The organism is Nitrospirota bacterium (assembly GCA_016180645.1).
Classification (GTDB): domain Bacteria; phylum JACPQY01; class JACPQY01; order JACPQY01; family JACPQY01; genus JACPAV01.
Map to the genome: position 1 here is coordinate 1 of JACPAV010000021.1, position 17,992 is coordinate 17,992.

Annotated in this window: 13 protein-coding genes and 1 tRNA gene; 3 read left to right on the top strand and 11 right to left on the bottom strand. The window is 62.6% G+C overall.

Going from position 1 to position 17,992, the window contains the following annotated elements; all coding sequences use genetic code 11:
* The 4 genes from HYT87_13190 to HYT87_13205 form a co-directional block, all read right to left on the bottom strand.
* The coding region (locus HYT87_13190) for a cyclic nucleotide-binding domain-containing protein (GenBank protein MBI2060718.1) at window positions 1-555 on the bottom strand (555 nt) is incomplete at its 3' end.
* 142 nt (window positions 556-697) lie between these two features.
* Window positions 698-5,254 (bottom strand): hypothetical protein, encoded by a 4,557-nt coding sequence (locus HYT87_13195; protein MBI2060719.1) that lies wholly within the window; start codon window positions 5,252-5,254, stop codon window positions 698-700.
* 69 nt (window positions 5,255-5,323) lie between these two features.
* A complete protein-coding gene (locus HYT87_13200) occupies window positions 5,324-7,672 on the bottom strand; it encodes a polysaccharide biosynthesis tyrosine autokinase (protein ID MBI2060720.1) in 2,349 nt (782 codons plus the stop codon).
* Window positions 7,626-8,564: an HD domain-containing protein gene (locus HYT87_13205; GenBank protein MBI2060721.1), complete on the bottom strand. Its 939-nt coding sequence runs from the start codon at window positions 8,562-8,564 to the stop codon at window positions 7,626-7,628. The genes HYT87_13200 and HYT87_13205 overlap by 47 nt, the downstream gene beginning before the upstream one ends.
* A 78-nt stretch (window positions 8,565-8,642) precedes the next feature.
* Between HYT87_13205 and HYT87_13210 the strand changes: the two genes are divergently transcribed.
* Window positions 8,643-9,920 (top strand): DUF3179 domain-containing protein, encoded by a 1,278-nt coding sequence (locus HYT87_13210; protein ID MBI2060722.1) that lies wholly within the window; start codon window positions 8,643-8,645, stop codon window positions 9,918-9,920.
* Between the two features lie 215 nt (window positions 9,921-10,135).
* On the opposite strand, the gene HYT87_13215 is transcribed toward HYT87_13210, so the two are convergent.
* Both HYT87_13215 and HYT87_13220 read right to left on the bottom strand, forming a co-directional pair.
* Complete coding sequence (locus tag HYT87_13215; protein MBI2060723.1) at window positions 10,136-10,300, bottom strand: hypothetical protein; 165 nt, start codon at window positions 10,298-10,300, stop codon at window positions 10,136-10,138.
* Complete coding sequence (locus tag HYT87_13220; GenBank protein ID MBI2060724.1) at window positions 10,300-15,135, bottom strand: pre-peptidase C-terminal domain-containing protein; 4,836 nt, start codon at window positions 15,133-15,135, stop codon at window positions 10,300-10,302. The genes HYT87_13215 and HYT87_13220 overlap by 1 nt, the downstream gene beginning before the upstream one ends.
* A 47-nt stretch (window positions 15,136-15,182) precedes the next feature.
* Between HYT87_13220 and HYT87_13225 the strand changes: the two genes are divergently transcribed.
* A complete protein-coding gene (locus HYT87_13225) occupies window positions 15,183-15,443 on the top strand; it encodes a hypothetical protein (protein ID MBI2060725.1) in 261 nt (86 codons plus the stop codon).
* A 571-nt stretch (window positions 15,444-16,014) separates the two neighbouring features.
* Here HYT87_13225 and HYT87_13230 read toward each other — a convergent pair.
* The 5 genes from HYT87_13230 to HYT87_13250 all read right to left on the bottom strand — a co-directional run bounded on the left by HYT87_13230 (window position 16,015) and on the right by HYT87_13250 (window position 17,575).
* Window positions 16,015-16,087 (bottom strand) — tRNA-Arg (locus HYT87_13230).
* 19 nt (window positions 16,088-16,106) lie between these two features.
* The gene (locus tag HYT87_13235; GenBank protein MBI2060726.1) at window positions 16,107-16,574 is read right to left on the bottom strand and encodes a hypothetical protein; all 468 of its coding nucleotides are present in this window, start codon (window positions 16,572-16,574) and stop codon (window positions 16,107-16,109) included.
* A 1-nt stretch (window position 16,575) separates the two neighbouring features.
* Window positions 16,576-16,773 carry a hypothetical protein gene (locus tag HYT87_13240; GenBank protein MBI2060727.1) on the bottom strand — a complete coding sequence of 66 codons (198 nt, stop codon included), beginning with the start codon at window positions 16,771-16,773 and terminating at the stop codon, window positions 16,576-16,578.
* Window positions 16,774-16,840: 67 nt separating this feature from the next.
* Window positions 16,841-17,284 (bottom strand): hypothetical protein, encoded by a 444-nt coding sequence (locus tag HYT87_13245; GenBank protein MBI2060728.1) that lies wholly within the window; start codon window positions 17,282-17,284, stop codon window positions 16,841-16,843.
* A gap of 15 nt (window positions 17,285-17,299) precedes the next feature.
* Window positions 17,300-17,575, bottom strand: a complete 276-nt coding sequence (locus tag HYT87_13250) for a hypothetical protein (protein ID MBI2060729.1) — start codon at window positions 17,573-17,575, stop codon at window positions 17,300-17,302.
* Between the two features lie 154 nt (window positions 17,576-17,729).
* Here HYT87_13250 and HYT87_13255 point away from each other — a divergent pair, with 154 nt between their 5' ends.
* Window positions 17,730-17,933: a hypothetical protein gene (locus HYT87_13255; GenBank protein ID MBI2060730.1), complete on the top strand. Its 204-nt coding sequence runs from the start codon at window positions 17,730-17,732 to the stop codon at window positions 17,931-17,933.
* The last annotated feature ends 59 nt before the right edge of the window (window positions 17,934-17,992 follow it).

The following is a 17,992-nucleotide window of genomic DNA, read 5'->3' on the forward strand; positions in this document are numbered from 1 at the left end:
CTTGAGGACGTTTTCCACATCCGCGCCGGTCATGGAAAGCGCCTCACGCAACTTCGCGAGAACGTCGCGGTAGGCGAGGGTCACCTTTGGGGTGCCCTCCTTGCCACCAGGCCCTCCGCCCCCCTGCGGCTTCGAGGCCAGCGTCATCTTGATCATCATGTCCATCACCACGCCCACGCTCATGAACGGATTGTCGCTGGTCTTGGCGCTGATTTGTTCGACGGTTTTCTTGAGGCGGTTGACGAGGGACTTGAGGAGGACGGCGAGGATCTTGGGCGACTTGTCCAGCATGTTGGTGAAGCCGTCCTTGTCGAGGACGAACAATTCCACGGGTTCGCTCGCAATCGCGGAGGCCGCCCGATCCTGATCCAGAATCAGGGCCATTTCGCCGAAAAGGGAACCGGGCCCGAGGTTCTCGAGCACGAGTTTCTTGCCGTCTATCAGCTTGGAGATTTCAACCTTGCCGGTTTTTATGAGGTAGCCGGCATCGCCCTTCGCGCCCTCGCGAAAGATGATCTGATCTTTCGGAATAACTTTTATGGGTACCGTCGACATTTTCTCCGTCCTTTCAGAGGGTTCTATTAGACCAATTTAGAGGGGGTTGTCAAATCGCGGGGGGCGGTTTTCAGGCCTCGTGGATTGCCAGTCGGGTTCGGATCGATGGCCACCTTTCGGTGAGGTTGGTGCGCCCTCGCCGTCAAGGCAGGCCGGTCACTTGGACGGCCGTCGGACGGTTGGCCGTGCCTCCATCCCCGAGTTGGCCGGAGCCTCCGGCGCCCCAGCATCGGGCGGTCCCATCGGAGACGGCGGCGCACGTATGACTGGCGCCTCCAGTCACCGCGACCGCGCCAGTGAGGGTTGAGACCGCCACCGAGGTGGGCTTGTCCGCCGTGCTCCCATCGCCCAACTGCCCGAAAATGTTGTACCCCCAGCATCGGACCGTGCCGTTGGCCAGAAGCGCGCAGGCGTGGTTGCTGCCCGCGGTGACCGCGAAGGCGTTCGTGAGCGTCGATGCGGCCACGGGTGTCCACCGATCCGAGCCGCTTCCATCCCCGATCTGGCCGAAGGCGTTGTATCCCCAACATTTGACTCCGCCGTCCGCCGAGAGGGCGCAAGTGTGGTAGTCGCCCACCGCAACAGCGACCGCTCCGGTAAGCGTGGAGACGGATACAGGAGTGGATTTGTTCACGGTTGTTCCATCGCCGAGTTGGCCGCTTGTGCCTCTTCCCCAGCAGCGGACGGTGCCATCGGCGAGCAGCGCGCAGGAATGTGCGAATCCCGATGTCACGGCGATGGCTCCGGTGAGAGTCGAGACCGTGACGGGAGTGGATTTGTTCGCCGTCGTTCCATCCCCCAGTTGGCCCACGTCGTTTTTCCCCCAACACCTGATCGCACCGTCGGAGTGAAGCGAGCAGGTGTGTGAGGTCCCTCCTGTGAGGGCAACGGCCCCCGTCAGCGTTGAGATGGCCACGGGAGAAGTTTTCTGCGCGGAACTTCCATCTCCGAGTTGGCCGAAATCATTCCGCCCCCAACAGCGGGCCGATCCATCCGAGATCAGCGAGCAGGTGTAGTAGTCTCCGGCCGTCAGGGAGGTTGCTCCGGTCAACGCAGGGACAATCGTCGGGGTCGATTTGTTCGTCGTGCTCCCATCGCCGAGCTGGCCGTTGCCGTTCCCTCCCCAGCATTTGACGGTTCCGTCCGAGAGCAGGGCGCATGAATGAATGTAGCCCGCGACGATGCCCTCGCGCCACGGTCTCGCCGGTGCGCCGGCCGCGGTGGCTTCATGCAGCCGGGCCAGTTTCACTCCCAGGGAGCCGGTGAGGCCGCCGACCGCAACCGGGATCGGGCGGTTGACCGTGGTTCCATCTCCGATCTGGCCGTAGAGATTGTATCCCCAGCACCGAACCGATCCGTCCGAGACTGAAGCGCAGGTGTGGTAGGCTCCGCCCGTGATCGCCGCCGTGCCCGCGATCGTCGAAGCGGCCACGGGAGTGGATTTGTTCGCGGTTGTGCCATCCCCGATTTGTCCGTAGCTGTTTCCTCCCCAGCACCTGGCCGACCCATCCGAGATCAGGGCGCAGGTGTGACCGAGTCCGCCGGTCATGGCCGTCACGCCCGCGAGGGTGGAAACGGCCACCGGCGTGGGGCGATTGGTCGGCGTGCCATCGCCGATCTGGCCGCTGAAGTTGTTTCCCCAGCACCGGACTGTTCCATCGGACACGAGAGCGCACACATGCTGGTCGCCCGCGGCCACGGCCACGGCGCCGGTAAGGGTGGAAACGGCCACGGGCGTGGTTTTTTGCGCCGTTGTCCCGTCTCCAACCTCGCCGCTGCTGTTGAGCCCCCAGCATCTGACGGTTCCGTCCGAGAGCAGGGCGCAACTCTGGCCCAATCCGGCCGTGATGGCCACCGCTCCGGTGAGGGTGGAAACGGCCACCGGCGTCGTTTTCTGGTTCGCCGATGTTCCATCTCCGAGTTGGCCGTTTGTATCGTTGCCCCAGCATCGGACCGTTCCGTCGAAAAGGAGGGCGCAAGTGTGCTCCTTCCCCCCCGCGAGCGTCACCACGCCGGTGAGAGTCGAGACGCCGACCGGTGTCGTTTTCTGAACGAGTGTTCCATCGCCGATCTGGCCATAATTGTTGAGCCCCCAACACCTGGCGGTTCCGTCCGCCGTGAGCGAGCAGGAATGGGCGTTGCCTCCGTTCAGCAGGATCGTGCTCGAAAGAGCGGGTACGGTGTTGGGGGTAAGACGATTTGCCGTCGTTCCATCGCCGAGTTGGCCGTAGGAATTGTACCCCCAGCACTTGGAGGTTCCGTCCGACGCGAGCGCGCAGGTGTGATATCCCCCTGCGGTGATTGCCTGAACGTTTCCGCCGGCTGGAGGCGGGCCGCCGAGGGTGGTGGCGGATTTTTCGACGGAGTTCGTGTCGCGGTTTCCGAGTTCGTCCTTGGCCCTCGCCACGAAAAAGTAGGTGGCCGAGGCGCTGAGGCCGGTGACGCTCTGGGAAGTGGCCCCTGCGACGGTGGTGTAGGTGGCGGTGAATGTGGTTGTGCAGGTGCCGGACGTGGTGGACTGGCAGATCTCGTAGACGAGGGTGCTGGAGGGGCTTACGTTGTCCGTGGCGGCGGCCCACGCGAGATCGATCTGGGAAGTGGAGACGGCGGCGGCGGAGGCGAGCCCGGCGAACGTGGGGGGCGATACATCCACCGTAAAGGTGAACGCTGCCGGTGAAGGGTCGGAGTTCCCTGATGAGTCTTTCGCCCGCACCTTGAATGTATGCGATCCGGACGTCAGCCCGGCGTAGGTTTTCGGCGAGGCACACGATGAAAACCCGCCTCCGTCCAAATCGCACTCGAAGGTGGCGGATGAATTCGAGCTGGTGAACGCGAAAGTGGCCGACGGCTGACCGATGATCGCTGCGGGCTGATTCGTGATCGTTGTATCGAGGACGGTGAGATCGACCGTCCAGGTGTAGGAGGCGGGTGTGGGATCGCGGCTTCCGGAGGAGTCGACGGCGCGGACGCGGAAAGTGTGGCTTCCTTGAGTGAGGGGAGAGAGCGTGAGGGGAGAGGTGCAGGGAGCAAACGGAGCGGAATCCAGCGAACACTCGAAAGCGGCGGTAGCCAACGTGGAGGTGAACGAGAACGTGGCGGAGGTAAACCCGCTGGTGGCGGAAGGCTGGCCGGTGATTGTGGTGTCGAAGGCGCCCGGGGAGACGGGGGCGCTGGGATCGATCGTCCAGGTGACTGTGGCCGGAGATGCGTCGACCTGCCCCGCGGCGTCGATGGCACGGACTCGGAATATGTGACTGCCTTGAGTGAGAAGGGAGAGCGTGAGGGGAGAGGTGCAAGAGGTAAAGGGCGCGGAGTCGAGTGCGCACTCGAAAGTGGAGTTGGATTCGGAGGACGTGAAGGTGAACGTGGCCGAGGCGGAGGACGTGGCCGAGGGCGGCTTTTCCAAGATGAGGGTGTTGGGAGGGAGATCGAACTGTTTCACGGCTTCGGGATCGGCCGCCTGATCCGGGGTGATGACGTTGACGATGAGATCCACGGGGCTGGTATCGGTGTTTCCGATGTTGTCGGCCGACTTGATTTTGACGAGGTGCTCTCCCGGCGAATCGAACTTCCACGTGAAAGGCGATGTGCAGCCGAAGTAGGGGCCGCCGTCGATGGAGCAGGCGAACTTGCAAGCGGACGTTCCGGTGCAAGAGAAGGTGAAGGTGATGGGGATGCCGGTGATCGTCACCCCGGCCGGGAGCGCGGCGGCGGGCGTGCCGGGCTCGGCGGGGATGGAGGTGGCGGCCGTTTCCGGCGGCGTGAGCGTAATCCCCTGGGGATCGATGGAAACCTCCACGGTGATTCCCTGCTCCGTCTGGAGGGTTTGGCCGAGGTTCTTGCCGAGGAGGACCATCATGCCTCGAGTGAGATCCACGGAAGGTTTCTTTTGGGGGTCCCTGGCGTACTCCGGGCCGGCGGTGATCGTTTCGATGAGGGTGGAGACGCCGTCCTCGTCGCCGTCGGGGAGTTGGACGATTTCGGGCGGGATCTCCTGCTCATCGATAACCAGCCCGCGCTTGTCTTTGGAGACGATGAGAGGCATCTGAACGTCTACGAGGCTCAAGTCCGGTTCTTCCGGTGGGCTGATGACGATTCGCAGTCGGCGTTCGCCCGGCGCGAGAGATTTTTCTGGAATGGGAGCCGTGAATTGAAAGGCGAAGGCCGGGTCGTCGCTCGTGGCTCGTTTCTCGTGGCTCGCTTGAATTCGTGATCCCGTGACCCCGTAAGCCTGTGATCCCGAAGGATCCGCCTGGTTCACGGGTTCACGGGACGCGGGGTCACGATCTGGCGCTCCGCGTCGCCCACTTCCCGACGTGGCCGCGCGGATTCCTCCACGGACGCCGCTGACCACCTGTCCGCGAATCCCTTCGGCGGCGGACTGATCGTCGAGCCGGATTCCGGCCACGGCCCCTCGGAGGGCCTCGTCGGCGGTCGAAACGTCCTCCACGGCGGCAACACCTTCGGCGCGGCTCAGTTCATCCGCCCACTGCGGATCTTCCGCGCGCCGGCCTCCTCGCACGCCTGCCCGAATGCCTTCCAACGCCGCCGCCTGTTCCGCCGTGAGCGGGATCGCGAATTCCAGCTCGACCGCGCGCTCGCGCTTTTTGTCGGAGCATCCCGAGCAACCGGACAGATGAAGTAAACAAAGGATCGCCGCCGGCGCCCACCATCCGCGCCGGAGGAACCCGAAATCCATGCGGGCAATACTAGAGCCTGTTCCGGCCCAAATCCATCGCCAAAAGCGAAGTCGGAGCGGGGTGAACTCTCAGTCCAGGGCCGTGAGTTCCGAGGGAGGAGGCGGGGGAGCCTTCGGGCCGTGCTTCTTGCGCGCGAAAGGGTTTCGAAATCTCTTCGGCTTCCTTGCGTCGGCCTCCGGCGTGTAGCCCCGGTATTGGTAGCGATACAAGTAGCGCGGGTAGAAATAGGGGCCGTGGTAGTCGATGTCGTTCAGGACGAGCCCGAGGACGTTGGCGCCCGCCCCCTTCATCGATTCCACCGCGCGGAGCAGCATCTCCCGCGGCGTCCGACCGATGCGGTACACCAGGACCAACCCGTCCACGTGCGGCGCGATGACGGAGGCATCGGCCACCGGAAGGATCGGCGGGCAATCGACGATCACGATCTCGAATTCTTTTTTCAGCGTCTCGATCAAACCTCCTCGCATCAACTGTTCGAGCGTTTCGGAGGGGTGGACGGGCGTGGGGCCGGCGGGGAGGATGCGGAGTTTATCCAATCCCGGCGTGGTCTGAAGCGTTTTCGGGTCCAGCCCTTCGAGGAAGAAATCGTAGACGGTGCGGACAAGGGATTTCCACGGCGCGCCGTCGAGCACGATGTTGGTCAACCCGCGCTCCGGTTTCATGGGAAAAATTTTGTGCATGGTCGGACGGCGGGTGTTCGCCTCCACGAGGAGCGTCGGGTACCCGGCCTGTGCGAAGGTAATGGCGAGATTCGAGGTGATGAAGGACTTTCCTTCCTGGGGCGTGGCGCTCGTCAGGAGGAACGCCCGATGTTTGACCGCCCCGCGGCGCATGCCCATCCGAAGGATCCTGAAGCTCTCGCCGACCGGATCCTTGGGCCAGAAATGGGCCACCATCTTGTCCTGATAATAAGGACGCGGGTTCGCGCCCTCCTCCTTCCGCTTCCTTCCCACGCGCCGGGCCTCGGCGCCCTCCGGATCGAAATGCGGAATGACCGACAGGACCGGGTGCCCGACCAAGGCCTCCACTTCCGCGACGTTGTCGAGGGAGAAATCGAACGACTCGCGCAGAAAGGCCAGTCCGATTCCCAGGATGAATCCGAAGGCGAGGAACGACAGCATGGGGGTGAGTTGCAGCCGCTTCGAGGCCGCGGCCGGCACGAGAGCGAGCTCGACGACGCGCACAAGGTCGCTCGTGTAACTTTGCTCGTACTGCGCGGTCTGCCAGGCCTTCTCCATTTCGTCCAGCATGCTTTGCCGTCGTTCCACGTTCCGCTCCAGCCGCACGAGCTGGATCTGATCTTCCAGGACCGTCAGTTTGGATGCTTCGAGCCGGCCGCGCGCGTCGGCGATTTCCCCTTCCTCGCGCCCCACGTCATCCAGCGTTCGCCGGAGCACGAGGACCAATTGTTCCTGGTCCTGGCGAAGTCGATCCCCGAGGCTGTGCACCTGGGGGTGAGCGGTGGTGAATGAGCTTTCGAGTTCTCTTTTCTCGGAAAGCGTCCGCACGAAATCGGCGCGATGCTGTTCGTAGTCCTCCGGCGCGCCGGCAAAAACGAGGGTGGGCACCGTTCCCCCGCGGGCGTAGTCCTCTTGAAGCAAGGTGTCGAGGATCCTGGCGACGGCCTTTCTCCTTTCGACCAGGGCCTCCTCCCGTTCTTCCAGATCGATCAGACGCCTGAGTTGGAGGTTCAGCGAGGCTTCCGCTTCCATCATGCGGTGCGACATCTTGAAATCGGCGAGCTCCCTTTCGGCTTGATCGAGTTGGCCATCCAGCCGCTTGCGCTGATCGGCCGACGAGGAGTGGGCTTGGTCGGCTCTCTCCCTCGTCCGCCTGTTCCGGTGGTCCCTGTAGGCTTCGGCGGTGAAATTGGCGATATCGCGGGCCTCCTTCGCATCGGCGGCCGTCACCTCGATATCCATGATCATCGTCCCCGGCCGCTCGATCACGCGGATCTTGGACTGAATCTCCTTCACGGCGCGAAGGTGCTCCTGGTGGGCGGAGATCGACTCCTCCGTGGAATCGGGTGGAATCCGCCCGAGGCGTCGGGCCACCTCCATGACGACGGGCACACTGGTGACGATGTAGCCTTCCGTCTTCGTGTCGGTCCAGGAATACCCCCGTCCTCCGGGAGCCATGGTGAAGAATTGGTCGAGTTCCACGCTGGACCGGGTGCGGAAAACGGGTTCCTGGCTTCGGATGAAGGCGAGAGACACGATGAAGGAGACGGTTACGGTGAGGATGACGATGTGTTTCCGCTTCAGAATGATCTTCAGGACATCCGGAAGGGAGGCGTGGTGTTCGTGTGGGCGGGGCGTCGGCGGGACGGGGGGGGCGGGGGGATTCACGGGCGGCGCGTAGAGGGATCGCTCAGGCCATGCGGTGTGAGGGTCCTTCGTGGCCGGCGACCGAGGCATCCTTAATGGTGATCATCGGATGGAGTCGAAGGTCGAGGATCTCGCCGGTGGGTCCATCGGGACCGTCCTCCAAGAGTTCCACCACGGGGTTCATTGGCGTATCGGGATTCGGCGACCGAACACGCGCCATACGCCCCGTGGAAAGCCGCACGAGCGAGCCCGGAGGGTAGGGAGTGACCGTGCGAAGCGCGGCCATCAAGACGCGTTTTGGGAAATGCTCGCGCGAGTCCTTGACGAGGAGCGAAAACCCGTCGAGAAAAGACTTCGGCTTGCGATAGGGCCGGTAGTGCGTGAGGCTTTCGATCGTGTCGCAGAAGCCGACGATTTTCGCAAAATATTCGATTTCGTCGCCGTGCAGCCCGTGCGGATAGCCGGTCCCGTTCTGGCGCTCCTGTTCGTGAAGCGCGATGCGCGAGAAGACGGCCCTCAGACCCGACTCGCTGAGAATGCGGAAACCGATCTCGGGATGTGTTTCCACGATTTTGCGCTCCCGTTCGGTCAGGGGCCGCTGCATGTGGACGATTTCCCTGGGGAGGTCGAACATTCCCACGTCATGCAACAGCCCGCCCGCTCCGAGGATGAGAAGGTCTTGCCCGCCGATCTCCAGTTCGTGGCCCATGGCCATCGCCAGGATGCTGACATTGATGGAATGGTCATAGAGAAAATCGGATTCATAGTCCCGAGACGAAGGCGCGAAGATCTGGGCCAGCCACAAGAGTTCATGGCTCCGCAGGCTGGAGAGCACTTCCGCAAGAGTCAGGAAGATTCGATGATCCCTGACGTCAGTTCCATTCCGGACGTGATCGACAAAATGGTGGAGGTCATCACGGAGCGTGGAGGTCAACCGATCGACCTCTGGCTCCCCCTCCCTCAGCCCATTTCCGTTATGCATGGCCTCTGATAAACAATGGCCGGATTTTGTTCTCCCTTGTTTTTTGACATGTTAGCAGAGTACCTGTAGAATGTCAACATGTTGCACATGTGCGCGGACGGATACGGCATCGGCGGGAGGATCAAGATAGATCACGTGTGCTTTCTAATGGTTGGAGTGCTTGCGTTCGCATGTGGAGAAAACAATAGTCCGATCGAATTGCAATCGGCTTCGGACCGCTCGTGTCGCGCGATCCAGCCTCTGGAGAGCGGAGCGCCGCGTGGGCCTCTGGCCGGGGGTTTCCAAGCGATCGACCGGCAGTCGGGCAGCGAGTGGAACGTTTTTGGAGAGGCTGTCGCCGGTTCGATGGCGGAGGGCGGGCGCCGGCTGGAAACGATCGGTGAGGCTTTCACGGCCTACTGGTTTGCATGGAGCGCCATCTGGCCTGGAGCCGAAGTGTGGGGTCGTGAGGCGCGACCCAACGCCGCCGTCAAGATGCCGGAAACGTTGGCCGACGGTTCGTTGAAGCCCTCGTGCAGCGCGGGGCGCGACTGTATTCCGGCTCTAAGGCCGACGTGGGTCGGCGCGGGCAATCCAGCCGCCTTTGCCTATCTGACGGATGAGGACGAAGTCGTTGGGATTCGTCTCGGCGGGAGCGCGCGCGCCTACCCCCACAAAATTTTGTGGCGGCATGAGGCGATCAACGACGTGCTGGCGGGCGCGCCGATGGCCGTCACCCACAGCGCGCTCACGCGTTCGACCGTCGTTTTCGACACCTACAGAGAGGGCGAGTCTCCCTTGGATCTGGGAGTGACGGGCAGTCTCTACAACTCCAACACCGTTTTCTATGACCGGGAGACGGACAGCTTCTGGAGCCAGATGCGGATGCAGATCATTCGGGGACCCCTCGCGCAGTCGCGATGGGGCGAGGCGAAAACCTGTCCGTTCGTGGAGACGACATGGAAAACCTGGCGGACCCTTTTCCCTGAAACCGAAGTCATCTCCGAGAAAACGGGATTTGACATCGACTACCGGAAGTATCCCTACACAACGCCCCGGGCGGGAGAGGAATCCGACGTGGACTACAGGACCGACGATGCGGATACGTTCCGCCCCACCGTTCCGCCCGTGGACCATTTGGCGGACCCCGGCCAGGCCGGGTACGTGGGGTCGAAGGACCTTGCGTTCGGAGTCATCCAAAAAGATGCGGCCAAGTTCTATCTCTGGAAGGACCTGAGCGCGCTCGGCGAGCGCGCCGCCGTTAACGACACGGTGGGCGGCGTTCCGATCGTCGTTTTCTGGGACGCTGGAAACAGGTGGATCTCCGCCTATCATCGCGATGTGGAGGATCGAACGCTGGAGTTCGAGAGCCGATAGGTCCGTTTCGAGGCCGAACCCCATGCCGAGGACGGTATGGGGTTCGGCCTCGAAGAGCGTCTAACAGAATGCGTAGGGGAGGGTCTTCAGACCCTCCCGACAAGAGGGAGCAAGTAGGGGAGGGTCTTCAGACCCTCCCGGCAAGAGGGAGCATCTGAAGATGCTCCCCTACGAATCGGCATTCTGTTAGACGCTCGAAGACCATCTCGTGTGGATCAGGAGTCTCTGTTCGACGCGGCGCACGCCCCTTGTCCGGGCCTCTTGCCGCACGACACGAGCGCGGACTCTTCGAAAATCTTCTCGGACTCGATCCGGGGCGGCTCGTACTTCGCCTTGGCGCCATCTTTCTCCTGTTCGGGTTTTCCCGGTTTGCCGTCCACTATGGCGTGGGATCCACAATCCACATCGGGAGGTACCACACGTTGCCGCCCACGCCGCCGAGAACGAGGTAGGTGTAGTTGAGGTCCGGCACGAGGCTGCCGGCCAGACTGACGCCGAGGTTGAACGGGTAGCCGTTCGATGTGAGCTGGACGGGGCTCTTGAGCGTGCAGCAGTTGGTGGTGATGTCGTAGGCGAAGACCTTGCCCACCGTGTTCGAAAAGTAGAGGACGCCCTTGTACACGACCGGTTGGGACCGGATGGGGTTCGTTCCATCGGGCTGGACGGGGAAGCCCGTGCAGGCGGCCCCGGTCGATTCGACGACGCAGTGGAGCTTGCCCGTGTCGTCCCCGAAGAAGATCCCGCCGTGCGCGAGCCACGGTTGGAGCGCCTTGGAAGGTCCCACGCCCCCGCCGCCGGTGTACCCGCCGGTGAAGTTGGTGTAATCGGTGAAGTCGCTCTTGTTGAATACGCGGAGCGCCCCCGCCGATCCGGACGCCGTCGGGACGTAAAACCGGCCCTGGGTGATGTGCATCCAGGGCAAGCCGTAGACCGCGTAGCCGCCGCCGATGTTCTTGGTCAATGTGGCCGGTGCGGTGTCCGGCGTGAGGAGGCCGTCCGCCGCGGTAGTGGCCTGGAATTCGGTGACGCCCCTCGCGCCCGTGCCTGCCACGTACACGCGCAGGTTGGTGGCGCTCGCGTTGTACTGCATGGCCGTGCTGTCCTCCGTAGGCGGATTGGCGTCGACATCGACGCACTTGTAGATGTACGGGGCCGTCGAGCCGGTGCAGTTTGTCGTGTTGCAGTAGGTGTTGGAGGCGTTGTTGTTCCAGCAGACCGAGCAGACGTAATCAACGGCCGCCCCGGTCTGCGCGCCGAAATAGATCATTTCGTTGTCGCCCTGCACACCTGTGGTGATTTTGTTGAAAGTGACGGCCGATCCCTTGCAGGCCGTGCCGCCTCCGGTGTATCCACCCGTGTAGCCTGTTTCGATGCCGATGGCCGAGCCGGTAAACGTGGCGCCGACCATTTTCCCCGTGGTCGTGCCGAACCAGATCCATTCCTTTTCCGTTCCGGCGCAGGTATTGGCGCCCCAGTTCTGCGTGTAGGCCCACACGGTGCCCACGCCGTCCCCGCAGGCGCCCCCACACAGCGTGTCCACGGCGGCGGAGGCGCGCAGGTCGGTTCCCGCCGAGTTGACGACGTAGATTGAATCTCCGCTTCCGGCCGCCCCTTCGCGCGAGAGGACGAACGTGCCCAGGAACGTATCGCCCGCCGTGCCCGCGAGGTCTGAGTCGTAGTCCGACTGCGCCTGTGTACACTGTGTCCATATGTTGGCGCCGAACGCTTGGAGGGTGCCGCGGATGACGGACAGACTTCGGACTCCCGCGTCGAAGGTCCCCGAGATTCCCGGGGGGGAACCGAGGGCGACATTGGAGTTCCCGCTGTCGCAGATCGACGAGCCGCAACCGGCGTTCTGGATGGTGATCGTATCGCCGGCGGCCACCGTGGCGCCCGAACCGGGCGTGATGGTCAGCTTCTGATTGGTATCCCAGGAGCAACTGGGCCCGGACCCCCAACCGTGTGAACTGCTGAGCAGGAGATACGTCAGAACGCCCGGGCACGTCGCCTGGTTTGTCGCGGAAGAGAATTCGAGGATGACGCGATCGCCGGCGGAAAGGCCGGCCGTCGGCGTCCCCGCCGTGTCCGTGGCGGTAGCCAGGATCAAATCGGGCGCCGAGCCGTTCGTGGTGAAGTCGGTGTCGTTGGGATCCGTATTGGCCCCGTAGGCGGTCCATGCGACGGATGATGAACCGAGGCTGTCCATGGTCCGCGCCTGCCAGTGGTAGGAGCCGTTCGACAGGCTCAGGGATACCGTTTGGCTCGACCCGCTCGCCACATACGTCGTGGCGGAAACGGTGGGCACGCCGGTGAAGGCGATGCCGACCGCCTTGACTTCAACTTGCAGCTTGACTGTGTCGGAATCGGGGTCGGTCATCGTGGCCGTGAACTTGACCGTATTGGAAGTGATGGAACCGCCTTGGGCGATGGGCGTGTCGTTTCCGTCGGCTTGAGATGGGGAAGTCGGTGCGTTGGGCGCGGTGGTGGTCGGCGTGGCGCAGCGTTCCACGGTGTTGGTATCCTGGTTCCCCATGGCGTCGCGGGCCCGCGCGACGAAACAGTACTGTGTGCCCGCCGTCAGGCCGGTATCGGTGTAGCTGGTGCCGGTGAACCCGCCGGGGGGCACCGCGTTCGACGGCCCGGGCGTGAAGCCGGTGGATCCCCTGTAGATGTTGTACGTCACCGGTTCGGAGGCATCGCTCCCGGCGGCCCAGGAGACCGTTACGCAGCCGCTGCCGCAGGTGGTGACTGCCGAGGTGGCGCCCGCGAACGTCGGCGGCGTCGTGTCGGTGGAAACGCCTCCGATATCGAATTCATCGATGTTCCATCCGGACAGCGCCACCGCGTTGTCCGTCGTCAAGTTGAACCGGATTTGGAGGGACGTCTGTCCGTCCCAGGCGTTGGCCGGGCTCGGCGCCACCTCGTGCAGGAACCACGCGGCGTCCCGCACGCTTCCGCTCCCCGCTGTCGCGCCGGCGGTCCACACGTCGGTGAAGCTGCATCCCCCTCCCGCGCACGCTTGAATGCGCGCGATGTCGTAGCCGTTGCCCTCGTGGTTCAGCCACCGCCGGTAACGGATTTTGATGTTGGAGCGATTGGCGCAGTTGAAGGCGACGGAGGTGAGGTTGATCGTCTGATTGTTCGGATAGTCGCCCGACAGGTTGTTTCCCCACACCTTCCCGTTCCCGCTCGTGGCCCCGTATCCGCTCGGAGGGTCCGGGTTGCCCGCCGCGCTTCCACCCGAGCCGGTGGGCGTGCCCCAGGCCACATTCGCGCTGCTGGGCGTCCAGCCGCCGTTGTTCGACTCGAAATCGTGCGGAGGTTGGTTGGTGGGGCTGTAGCAAGAGATGAAATTGGCGCTGGGCGCGGCCGACTTCTCCACCGTATTCGTGTCCTCTTGGGCCAGATTGTCCTTCGCGCGGACGACGAAGTAGTAGGTGGTGCCGTTCGTGAGGCCCGATGCGCGGTAGGAGGTGTTGGTCGTGCTGAACGTAGGCGAGCTGTAGTTCTGGCCGCCGGACGTGGTGGAGTAATAGATGTTGTAGGTGATGGGCGGTGAGGCGTCGTTCGCGGCCGCCCATTGGAGGTCCACGAAGCCGCCCTTCCCCGGATCGCTTGCCGCCTCGAGACCCATGAAATCGGGCGGCGCGGTATCCACCGTGTTCACATAGCCTGATGCCGAACTGTAGGATCCCTCGTTTCCGGCGCCGTCCTTCGCCGCCACATGGAGGTAGTAAAACTTGTCCAGGGCAATGCCGTTCTGCCCGGAGGTGAGCGTGGTGCTCGTGGCGCTGCTGCCGATCAAGCCGTTGTATCGCAGGGTGCAGGTGCCGAAGTTCGGCGTGGCGGGGGAGGGATACTCGCAGACCTGAAGCCTGTAGTCCGCGATCCCGGACGGGTCGGTCGGCGCCGTCCACGTGGCCGTGATGTTGAGGTCCGAACTGGTGGAGCCATCCGACCAAGAAGGGCTTGTGGGGGCGCCCGGAGGAGTCGAGTCGCCCTGGATCTGGGCGGAGAGGCTGTAGGTGGTCGTCCCGTTGGCGTAGTCGTTGACCCAGATAGCGTAGGTGCCGGGGGAAAGCGAGACCGTGATCGACTCGTTGGCCGTGCCGGTATTGATGCTGGACCCCAATTGAGTCTGAAAGGTCTCGTCGTACACGTAGAGGTCGCAATCCACCGAGAGTCCGGTGAGATCAACCTTGACGCTGACCGAACCCGAGGAGCCGAGGACCATTTTCCAGAAGTCGTCCTCCTTGTCCGTGCTGCTGTTGAAGGCGCCGGACTGGACGCCGCCCGTCGTGGGGAGAGGGCAGATGGAGCTTCCGAAGGGACCGTTGTTGCGGTCGTTGGCGCTGCTGTCCGGTTCGGAGCAGTAGAAGGTTTTGAGAGTGTAGGTGGTGGAAGCGGAACCGATGGCGCGGGCCCGCACGTAGTAGGTGCGCGCCGAGAGGGCGGTCGAACCGCCGTCCACCCATTCGTCCGTGCTGCCCGTTCCCGCCGAGGAGTCCAGAAGCGTGCTCGGCCCGGAATCGTAGAGGTCCAAGTCCACGTTGGCGGAGAGTCCCGTCAGCCGGACGGTGAACTTTCCGGTGGAACTGGTCGCCGCGCTCCACCAGTCGGCGGTGTCCACGCTCGCGTTGATGTTTCCCGCGTACGTGCCGGTGGTGGGGAGGTGGCAGACCTTGGATTCGTTGTAGGCGTTGTTCAGATCTCCGCTGGTGGCGGCCTCGTCGCACAGCTTCGTCACCGTGGCCCACACCCTGTAGTTTGAATCGGCCGTCCCGTACATGTTGACGAGCACGTAATACGTGCCTGGCGTGAGGCCGGACGCCGTGAGCTGCTCCGCGGTCGTGCCGGAATTCGCCGAGGAGGCGATTTCGTTCAGATCGCCGTTGTAGAGATGGAGGTCCACGTCCGAACCTAGCGTGTCCATATCGACGGTCAGGTTGGCCCAATCCGAGAGGACAAACTTCCAGTAGTCCCGACACAGCGCGCTCGGAGTCACGCCGTTGCACCTGCTGCCCCCGCTCACGTAGTCCGAGATGCCGTTGTTGGAGCCGGGCTGGGTTGTGGGAAGCGTGCATATGTCCGTGTTGTTGATGTAGTTATTGTTGTCGCTCAGGAGGAGCGGCTCGAGGCAGGCATGGGCGGAACCGCTTCGCAACATGAACCACAACGCCGCCGATACCGCCGTCGCCCAGACCCGCTTTCTCATGGTCGTCCGGACCTCGGCGGGATCTTGACTGCGGAGCCGGGCACCTCATGCGCCTTTTCGAGAACCCCTCGATCAAAAAGGCCGAGCTTGTCCTGCTGTTCCTTGGTCACTGCCGGAGCGTCCACACCGGCAAGATCCTCGGGAACGACGTCCGGCGCGGGGCCCTCCCCGGGGAGATCCACCTCAGTCCCAAACCTGCCGTCGGCTTCACCCGGAAGTCGCTCGTATCGCCCGCCCCGTTGATATACGCCGGCGCCTCCGTGGCCAACCGCGCTCTTGTCGCGCTTGGAACAACCTTGAAGAGTTGAAACTGCGGACAAAATGAGTAGAAGGGATAGACCCCACGCGAGTGATAACTGCCGTGACCGGCTTTTTGGCATGCTCCCGTCCCTGATTCACGTGTACAAGAATTCATGTGGTTTGTCAATATCAAATTGGCGGCAATAGTGACTCTTATTGATGGCTTTTGAATTTAGACGTCACGGGTCACCTTGGCCGTCCGTCAGGGTCGTGAACGTCGAACATCTGAATCATGAACGTGGAACGGCGAACGTCGCACGTGGGAGGAGGAATTCCGGCGTTCACGTCGGCGTAGTGCGGTCGAGCGTGATGCGAGCCGGTATTCGAGGTAGGCGCACCCTTCAGGGTGCGTCATTAGACGCGGGCTAAAGCCCGCGGCTACCACTACTGCTGTACGCCGACCATGGAGGGTTGGCATGACGAAGGAAGTGCGGTCGAGCGTGATGCGAGTGCGATCCGGCGTGATGCCGGCCGCACTTTCGACGCCGAGATCCCACGTTGAGTCCCTTCGTCGTCCCCGAAGCGGAGCGGAGGGGGCAACCTATTTGGCCGGCAGGAAGCCGGCGATAGGGTAGAAAGTGCGCCTGGAGGGAGTCGAACCCCCAACCCTCAGATCCGAAGTCTGATGCTCTATCCATTGAGCTACAGGCGCAACTAGTGATTTCAGAGGCTTACGAAGCCAGGGCTTCCTGAGCTTTGGCAACTCCAAAATTACTCCAAATTTTCGACCCGGAATAGGCGTCCAGGCGCTTGATCGCCTCCGCCTTGTGTTCGTCGGCCACGTGCGCGTAGATCTCTACCATCTCCAAGCTACTCCATCCTCCAAGTTCCATCAAGGTCTTGAGCAGGTACACGTCCTGCACGTATGCCTTTAAGTGAATCCGCGAGTAGTTCAGCCAATCATCGGCCAGCATGTTGAACGTGGTCACCGCTTCCGGGGCCACCCTTTCCCACGGCCTTGCACCCGTCTGGACCTTCGCCCTCAACCCGTCCAACATCCCGATGGCATTCTCAAGCGTTTCCGCCTCATGCCTCTCAAGAATCCGCTCATGGTATTTCCGCGCCAGCTCCGGGTAGCGAACGAGAAAACGCCCATCCGGTAGCTGCCTCACGCCCTTGTATCGTTTGATTTTCGGCATCTCACTTGCCCCCTTTCTTTGCCCTTATCCTCTGCCTGCACATGGGGCAGACTTGTTGCCCAATCTCCTTCTTCAAGAGTTCGATCACCATCCGGTTGAACGCGATCCCACGGCGGGCGCAGTAAGCCTCAACCTCGGCCTTGAAATCAAGCGGCAGCCGAACGGCCCTGACCGTCGATGTCTTGTGCCTATCCTTCATGGTAATACCAATGTATTACCACATGGCTGTTTTGTCAAGCCCCCTTGATGCTACTGACTGCGGAGCCTCACGGTGCCGACCACGTGCGCTTGCCATTTGTGTCTGAAAACTCCAGCCAGGGGCCAGATGGTGGCAAGAGCAGCTCCACGCGAGGGGTACCTTTGTCGTCAACGAGTGTCAGCTTTGACCCTTCCTTGAGTGTGCCCAGCGCCGCGCGGGGGGTGCCTTTCCCATCGTTCAAGCTCAGCACCGGCCCGTCATCATTCAATTCCAACTTGGCGCGATGGGTACCCTTCCCGTCCCAGAGGGCAAGCGCCGGCCCAGTCTCTGTGACGTTCAGGCCGCCGCGGTGAGTGCCCTTCTCGTCGGACAGGACGAGCCCCGATCCCTTATCGGCCTCAATTCTGAGGACAACTCGATTGGTACCCTTCTCGTCAAACAGGCCCAGTCCTAGTCCTTTCTCGTCCACTCTCAACGCAGCACGGTTGGCTCCTTTCTCATCGAACAGCAACAGGGACGACCCTGCTTAAGACCCGATCAACTGTGCGCGAGGGGTGCCCTTCTCGTCCCAGAAGGCCAGCACCGGCCCCGCCTCCGTGACGCCCAGGGCGCCGAGATCGTGCCCCCATTTGTCCTCCAACACGAATTTACTTGCCCGAATGACCTTCCCGGCTTTCTCAGACGGCCAAGCCAGCGCGCAACCCACGATGACCGGGAACAGTGCAAACCACAGCCAGCGGTTGCGCCGCTTCGTAAGGTCCAGCTCATGCTCCAGTTTGCTCAGGCGTTCTTCAATGGTCATCTCGACCCCCTTTCGGTGTTAGGATTCTTTCTCAATTTGCATCCATCCTAGTCCGCGTCTATCCCAGTGTCCAAGGAAGCCGGAGGCGGGGTAGGTGGTCCTTGCGATAGCTCATGCGTTGCCGGTCCTCGCAGGGCATGGTAGAGAAGCGGCCATGACAAAAGGCACCGTCCGGCGAATTGAGAAAATCGTAGAGATTGCAACACAACTAGGCATGGCCGCCGTCATCGGTGGAACGGCGGATGCCGTGGTGGACGGTACGCGCAAGGGGCTGGACCTGTTCGGGATCATCATGGGTGCCCTATCTCTCGCCGTTGCAGTCTGGTTGACGGGACGGGTGAACGGAGATAAGCTATGAACATGGATGCAGCCAGTACGGTTCTTTTTGTCGCCTTCGCGGGGGTAGGCTTGTTCGCC

Coding starts and splice junctions, on each gene's coding strand:
- HYT87_13235 (MBI2060726.1), bottom strand. CDS start 16,574: ATGCCGAAAATCAAACGATACAAGGGCGTGAGGCAGCTACCGGATGGG.
- HYT87_13195 (MBI2060719.1), bottom strand. CDS start 5,254: ATGGATTTCGGGTTCCTCCGGCGCGGATGGTGGGCGCCGGCGGCGATC.
- HYT87_13210 (MBI2060722.1), top strand. CDS start 8,643: ATGTTGCACATGTGCGCGGACGGATACGGCATCGGCGGGAGGATCAAG.
- HYT87_13255 (MBI2060730.1), top strand. CDS start 17,730: ATGACAAAAGGCACCGTCCGGCGAATTGAGAAAATCGTAGAGATTGCA.
- HYT87_13220 (MBI2060724.1), bottom strand. CDS start 15,135: ATGAGAAAGCGGGTCTGGGCGACGGCGGTATCGGCGGCGTTGTGGTTC.
- HYT87_13225 (MBI2060725.1), top strand. CDS start 15,183: ATGCGCCTTTTCGAGAACCCCTCGATCAAAAAGGCCGAGCTTGTCCTG.
- HYT87_13250 (MBI2060729.1), bottom strand. CDS start 17,575: ATGACCATTGAAGAACGCCTGAGCAAACTGGAGCATGAGCTGGACCTT.
- HYT87_13240 (MBI2060727.1), bottom strand. CDS start 16,773: ATGAAGGATAGGCACAAGACATCGACGGTCAGGGCCGTTCGGCTGCCG.
- HYT87_13200 (MBI2060720.1), bottom strand. CDS start 7,672: ATGCCTCGGTCGCCGGCCACGAAGGACCCTCACACCGCATGGCCTGAG.
- HYT87_13205 (MBI2060721.1), bottom strand. CDS start 8,564: ATGCATAACGGAAATGGGCTGAGGGAGGGGGAGCCAGAGGTCGATCGG.